The organism is Sulfurimonas sp. (assembly GCF_016744025.1).
Classification (GTDB): domain Bacteria; phylum Campylobacterota; class Campylobacteria; order Campylobacterales; family Sulfurimonadaceae; genus Sulfurimonas.
In genome coordinates this window covers 1-6,016 of sequence record NZ_JADGFC010000141.1, presented here as the reverse complement: position 1 = coordinate 6,016, position 6,016 = coordinate 1, and the positions used below count along the sequence as shown (strand labels likewise).

9 protein-coding genes are annotated in these 6,016 nt (G+C 30.7%); 4 read left to right on the top strand and 5 right to left on the bottom strand.

The features are described 5' to 3' along the window. Positions 1–154 precede the first annotated feature (154 nt). Both QZZ48_RS13645 and QZZ48_RS13640 read left to right on the top strand, forming a co-directional pair. The gene (locus QZZ48_RS13645) at positions 155–1,051 is read left to right on the top strand and encodes a DMT family transporter (protein WP_294966785.1); all 897 of its coding nucleotides are present in this window, start codon (positions 155–157) and stop codon (positions 1,049–1,051) included. Beyond that, on the top strand, positions 1,032–1,916 hold the full coding sequence (locus tag QZZ48_RS13640; RefSeq protein ID WP_294966783.1) for a homocysteine S-methyltransferase family protein: 885 nt from the start codon (positions 1,032–1,034) through the stop codon (positions 1,914–1,916). The genes QZZ48_RS13645 and QZZ48_RS13640 overlap by 20 nt, the downstream gene beginning before the upstream one ends. Positions 1,917–1,969: 53 nt before the next feature. On the opposite strand, the gene QZZ48_RS13635 is transcribed toward QZZ48_RS13640, so the two are convergent. The 3 genes from QZZ48_RS13635 to QZZ48_RS13625 all read right to left on the bottom strand — a co-directional run bounded on the left by QZZ48_RS13635 (position 1,970) and on the right by QZZ48_RS13625 (position 2,986). After that, positions 1,970–2,263: a hypothetical protein gene (locus QZZ48_RS13635; RefSeq protein WP_294966781.1), complete on the bottom strand. Its 294-nt coding sequence runs from the start codon at positions 2,261–2,263 to the stop codon at positions 1,970–1,972. 85 nt (positions 2,264–2,348) lie between these two features. Further along, positions 2,349–2,636, bottom strand: coding sequence for a hypothetical protein (locus QZZ48_RS13630; protein ID WP_294966779.1), 288 nt, complete (start codon positions 2,634–2,636; stop codon positions 2,349–2,351). Positions 2,637–2,695: 59 nt separating this feature from the next. Continuing rightward, positions 2,696–2,986 carry a hypothetical protein gene (locus QZZ48_RS13625; protein ID WP_294966777.1) on the bottom strand — a complete coding sequence of 97 codons (291 nt, stop codon included), beginning with the start codon at positions 2,984–2,986 and terminating at the stop codon, positions 2,696–2,698. A 241-nt stretch (positions 2,987–3,227) separates the two neighbouring features. Here QZZ48_RS13625 and QZZ48_RS13620 point away from each other — a divergent pair, with 241 nt between their 5' ends. Next, positions 3,228–3,830, top strand: a complete 603-nt coding sequence (locus QZZ48_RS13620) for a DUF6166 domain-containing protein (RefSeq protein ID WP_294966775.1) — start codon at positions 3,228–3,230, stop codon at positions 3,828–3,830. Positions 3,831–3,836: 6 nt separating this feature from the next. On the opposite strand, the gene QZZ48_RS13615 is transcribed toward QZZ48_RS13620, so the two are convergent. Further along, positions 3,837–5,075, bottom strand: a complete 1,239-nt coding sequence (locus QZZ48_RS13615) for an HDOD domain-containing protein (protein WP_294966773.1) — start codon at positions 5,073–5,075, stop codon at positions 3,837–3,839. Positions 5,076–5,181: 106 nt separating this feature from the next. On the opposite strand from QZZ48_RS13615, the gene QZZ48_RS13610 reads away from it, so the two are divergent. Next, positions 5,182–5,373 (top strand): hypothetical protein, encoded by a 192-nt coding sequence (locus QZZ48_RS13610; protein ID WP_294966771.1) that lies wholly within the window; start codon positions 5,182–5,184, stop codon positions 5,371–5,373. Positions 5,374–5,385: 12 nt separating this feature from the next. On the opposite strand, the gene QZZ48_RS13605 is transcribed toward QZZ48_RS13610, so the two are convergent. After that, positions 5,386–5,889 carry an ankyrin repeat domain-containing protein gene (locus QZZ48_RS13605; protein WP_294966769.1) on the bottom strand — a complete coding sequence of 168 codons (504 nt, stop codon included), beginning with the start codon at positions 5,887–5,889 and terminating at the stop codon, positions 5,386–5,388. Positions 5,890–6,016 lie beyond the last annotated feature (127 nt).

Here is a 6,016-nt window from a genome sequence, read left to right as displayed (position 1 = left end):
TTCTTTGTTTTTGGTCGAATAAGATTAGCAGATTATCGATTAATCCTATCTTTCAACTTACTTTCAAAAAATTGCACTTGATTTTAGAATTGGCGATCTAATTTCTATTAAATTCTCAAGTTCTACTTGAGAATTTACACATTACAGGATTTATATGGATAATGATTCAAAAGTGGCGTACAAATACGCTTTCTTGTCAGTTTTTCTATGGTCAACTGTTGCTAGTGCATTTAAGCTCTCGCTTGAGTATTTAACACCAGCACAACTACTATTTTACTCTTGTATCAGCTCTTTATTTATTTTACTTATTATATTACTAGTTCAAAAAAAACTCCATCTTGTTAAAGATCATATTAAAAAGAATTTCTTTATGACTTTACTCTTAGGTCTTATAAATCCTTTTTTGTATTATCTTGTTTTATTTAAAGCGTATTCTTTACTTCCAGCTCAAGAAGCACAATCTATAAATTATACATGGGCTTTGATGTTGGCCTTTTTATCAGTTGTCATTTTAAAACAAAAACTCTCATTTTCAGATATATTAGCCGGCATAATATGTTATTTTGGGGTTCTTGTAATCTCAACAAAAGGTTCACCTTTTAGTTTAGACTTTTCTAGTCTTGAAGGTATGAGCTACGCATTTTTAAGCACCATTCTTTGGTCTTTTTACTGGATATACAACACAAAGATAAAAGTAGACCCTCTTGTAGCAATATTTTCAAATTTTTTAATAGCTTTTCCTATTATTTTAGTTTATGTTATTTTTACAAATGAGCTGTATGCAGTTGAGTTTCAAGGCATACTTGGAGCTTTTTATATTGGAATTTTTGAGATGGGTATTACTTTTATATTTTGGTTAAAAGCTATGCAGAGTGCAAAAAATATTTCAAAGATAGCAAATCTGATTTTTATATCTCCTTTTTTATCCTTGGTTTTTATCTATTTAATTTTAAAAGAACCTATCTACATATCAACAATAATTGGTTTGAGTATGATTATTTTTGGAATACTAATTCAACAAAAGAGAAAAAATGAAAAACCTACTATCTGAAAATAAACTAGTACTAATGGAAATGGCAATTGTAGAGATATTGCGAAGAGCTGAAGATGTTGAGCTACATGAAACACTTGTAAATGCACCTTTAGTATATGATGAAAAAGGCTCTTTAGCACTTGAAAAAATATACCAAACATACATAGATTTATCTATCAAAGCAGATTTGCCCATCTTACTTTGTACTCCAACATGGAGAGCAAATAAAGCTAGAGTTTTTAACTCAGATATAAATCATGCAGTTAATATAGATAGTGCTCACTTGCTTAATAAAATAAAAAAAGATAATCCCAACTACTCGCATAAAATAAAAATAGGCGGACTGATAGGCTGTAAAAATGATTGCTATCTACCCCAAGAAGGACTTAGTGCTATAGATGCACAAGAGTTTCACTCATGGCAAATAAATGAACTAATAGAAGGCGGAGTTGATTTTCTTATAGCTGAGACTATACCAAATGTTCAAGAAGCTCTTGGAATTGCAAAAGCTATGCAAAAGGCAGGAGTTGAGTACATCATCAGTTTTGTTATATCAAAAGATGGATATATACTTGATGGCACTTCTCTTTTAGATGCCATAGAGTTAATAGACTCTCAAACAACACTCAAGCCACTTGGATATATGGTTAACTGCTCATACCCAACATTTTTATGTGCTAAGAAACAACCTAAAGAACTTTTTGACAGACTGATAGGTTTCTTAGCCAATGCTTCTTCTCTTGATCATTGTGAACTTGAAAATGCTGATAATTTAGAGTCTGAGAGTGTTAGTGACTGGGGAGACGAAATGATAAAACTATATAAAGAGTATGGAGTAAAAGTACTTGGTGGATGCTGTGGAACTACGAACGAGCATCTATAATATATAGATGCTCATGCAGAGAGAAAAATACATAAGTATTAAAACCCTAAGTTTTAGTTAGTTTTTTTCATATCGTCGCCACATTTACCTGCGCCACACTTCATGCTTTTTTTCGTATCTTTTTTCATACTTTTTTTCATGTCGCTACCGCATTTACCTGCGCCACATTTACCGTCTTTTATCCACTGCTCGCCACCACATTTACCAGCACCACACTTCATGCCTTTTTCCATAGAAACGCTAGATTTAGCCTTTTCTACCATTTCTGCCGCATTAACTGAAGTAGCTCCTAAAGTTAAGAATAGTAATGCACCAAAAAGTAGTGCTATTAAGTTGAATTTTTTCATATTATTTCCCTTTAAATTTAAGTTATACTAGTGTAACATAACTATAAATAACATATATATAGTATCACTAACATAATGATATACTTTAAGTCTTCTTTAAAAATGAAGACTCAAAGACATCTTTAGCTTTAACTACAACCATTATCTTTTCATCTTTACCGAACTGCTCTTTAAAAGCCTCATATCTAACTAAAGCCGGATCACTCTTGTGTAAAAAACCTTCAGTAGATGTGTCAATGGTGATTTTTGGTAAGTTTGAGATAATTGCAAAGCTAATTATCATGATAAGAAAGATGATTTTTATTGGATGTTGAGTGATTTTATCACCCATTGCCTCCAAGGAAGCCTCAGTATTGTTTCGCCAGTTTTTCATATGTTCCACTATTAAATAATACCAAATAGTATTATTTCTACGTTAGGGGAATGTTAAGGTTAGTCTTCTTCGTCTTTAAATCCGAAGTCTTCTTCGTCACCCTTTTGAGCTTCTAAGATATCATCTATAAGTTCTTTAGCTTCTTCTTCATCAATATCACCATGTTGGATATCTTCTAAAACATCTTGTAAGTCAGCTTTAAATTCACGAAGCTCTTCTATCTCTTCTTTAGAATCTTCACTAGCATCTTTGTTGTCAGCTATCTCTTCAAAGATTTCATCTAATCTTTCATCAATATCTGGGATAACACTTTTAGTAAGCAGTTCTTCTAATTTTTCTACATTAGACATGTAATTTCCTTAAATTATTTGTGACATCTTACTAAAAAAAGGCAAAAGGATTAATAAAATATAGATTTTGTCGATATATATACATCATAAATCAAGGAATGTCATCATGTTAGTTTGGCTATTGGTATTTTTATTGCTTATGGTTACTTGCTATGTTGTTTATAGAGTCTCTTTCTCAAAAAAAGAGATAAACTCAAAAAGAAGTGACCAGCACTATACGTTTAAAATATAAGAGAGAATTATGACAACTAGAAATAATCATGTATTTAAAGGGCACAAGACACTACTAGGAAGTAGGTATGTTACTTACGCAGAAGTTGAGCTACCTGTAAAATATGAACTATTTTCAAAATCAAAAGATGGATTTGACTGGGGACACAATAGCTCTGCATCTATTCAACTTGCATTTTCAATGCTTCATCAACTTAGTGATGTTGAATTTGCCTCAGAATATGCTCTTAACTTTTCTAAAGAAGTCATCAAGTCTTTGAACTCTAGAGATTGGATACTTAATGCATCTGAGGTAGTAAATTGGATTGAGAGAAATTCTGATGAATCTAGAATAATAGCTCAGAATAAGAATATGAGTATGGTTAAACCACCTCAAAAAAATAAAAAAATAAAAAGAAATGTTGTTAAAGATGTTTGTCGTAAACTTTCTATTACTCAAAAAAATCTTGCTGAAATTTTAGAAGTTCCAGAAGGTACTGTAAGTAGTTGGGCAGTTAAAAATGAAATTCCAAGACTTGGGAAAAAAGCTATAGAGTTTTATATACAAAACCAAAAAAATCAAGAGGTTGTAGATAGCTATAAAAACTTCGTTAAGCTTTTACAAAGTGCATAAAATTTATTAGTCTCTTGAGTTTTCGAACTCATTTGCACTTTGTATAACATCAAATGTAAGTTTCTCTAGATCTTCTGTCTCTATATTATACTTATCACAAAAATCTTCAACAGCTTTAATATCAAATTTTTCAAGATTTTTTGCAAACATAAATATCTCTCCAAGAATACCTTCACCATCTGTTATAGCGTCTTTAATCTCAGAGTCAATATTTAACTCCTCTAAAATCACATCCATGCTAACATTAAACAGAGTATCAAGAAGAGATATAACTCCTAAAAAATAAACTTTTGAAGAGAGGTCTTTTACTCCGCTATCTTCTATCTGTTTTGAAACTTCAACCATAAGGTTTGTTCTGCTTGCTAGAAGTTGTACTAGTGGTGATTCTGTTTCTTGTTCAGCAGAGTTTCCAGGGTTAGTAGAGTAAACCATTAGCATAAGCCAGTGAGTAAGAGGTGTTCTACCCATAAGAGTCAATATTTGACGAACAGAAGAAATACTTTGTCTAAAGTGAAATGAACCAGAGTTTACATACTTTAACAGTTGTAAAGATATAGCGTGATTTTCTTCAAACTTCTTAACTATTGCATCTATACTTGACTCACTCATAATGTAATTACATAAATTGAGTACTTTTAAACTATTTGGATCAAATTTCTCTTGTTCCAAAATCTTTGGTTTAGAAAAGAAATAACCCTGAACAAAGTCACCATTAAATTCCTTTGCTTTATCATACATCTTGTGAGTTTCTACTTTTGTAAATACAACTGTTAATTTGTAATCTTTAAGAAGCTCTAAATTCTTTTTTGGAGTATTTATGTCCACTTTTATATATGTTATATACTTTAAAAGCGTAGAGAACTTGTCTAATATCTCTTTAGTAAGGATTACATCATTAATAGCTAATAGATAACCCATTTCACTAAGCTGCATTATTCTTTGCTCTAACTCTTGAGTAAAGTTCATATTTGCTTGAAGTGCAAAAATAAAATGCTCTTTTGGAATATAAAGAACAACATCATGCATAAAGAACTTTTTATCTGCTTTAATAAAGGCTTTTTTATCTCCTAAGAGATTTTTTACACCAAACTTATTCAAGACATTACTTAAAACAGTTACTGTAGCATGTCTATCATTTTTGATATTTGAGCTTTGATTGGAGTCTCTATATAGTAACTCATATGCAATTATATTGTCTTTATAGTCCAAAATTGGCTGTCTTGCTATATATAAATTTGAGTGCACTTTTTAAACCTTTTTGACAATTTCTATTATTATACAAAAACTATTCTTAAGCCCGCAAGAAGTGATTATTTGATATTATATAATTTATTATATAGTAAGGAATATTATGAAACCAAAAGACGAGGTTACAAGAAGTCTACTCATTGACAGAAGTACATGGGATGAGGCAATGAAATACTCAAGAAGTAGATACAAAATGAGTTTGAGTAAAGTAGTAGAGTCACTTCTTCAAGACTGGTTAGCTAAAGAAAAAAGAAAACCTTTAGATAACGAAAATCAAGGTAAATTTTTTCACTAAAAAATTTTAATTTTATCTAGCGTAAGCATTGTTTTTAGGGCTATTTTTATCATAATCTAAAACATCCAAAACACTTTTTTTATTCATCTTTCTGGCAAAATCAATAGCTGAAAAGCCTTTTGCATCTACAGCTTCTTGATTTGCACCATTATCAATAAGAAGTTTGGCTATATCTGCTCTTCCATAAGAAGCTGCTGCCATTAAAGGTGTAAAACCACTTCTTCTTTGTGTAAAATTAACATCTATCCCCTGCTCTATCATATACTTAACCATTTCAATATTATTATATGTTACAGAAGAATCAAATATACTTACACCTTCATCATCAAAATCATATAAGTCAGCACCATTTTCTACTAATAATTTCAATAAATCCATGTCACATTTATTCTTTAAGGCAAGTGCTAAAACTGGTTCACCAGATTCATTTGTTTCATTAACATCTGCACCATCTTTTATATATTTTTTAACACCCATATAATCGTCGTTTTTAAAAAATTCTGTCCATGAACTCATAATCATCTCTTTTTGTTTTATAATTTATCTTCGCCAATTCCAACAACAAGTGCAATTTCCACCTAAATTAGCTAGCTAATCTTTTACTCATTTCACTGAAAAACACTTCATACGGAGTTTTGTATTT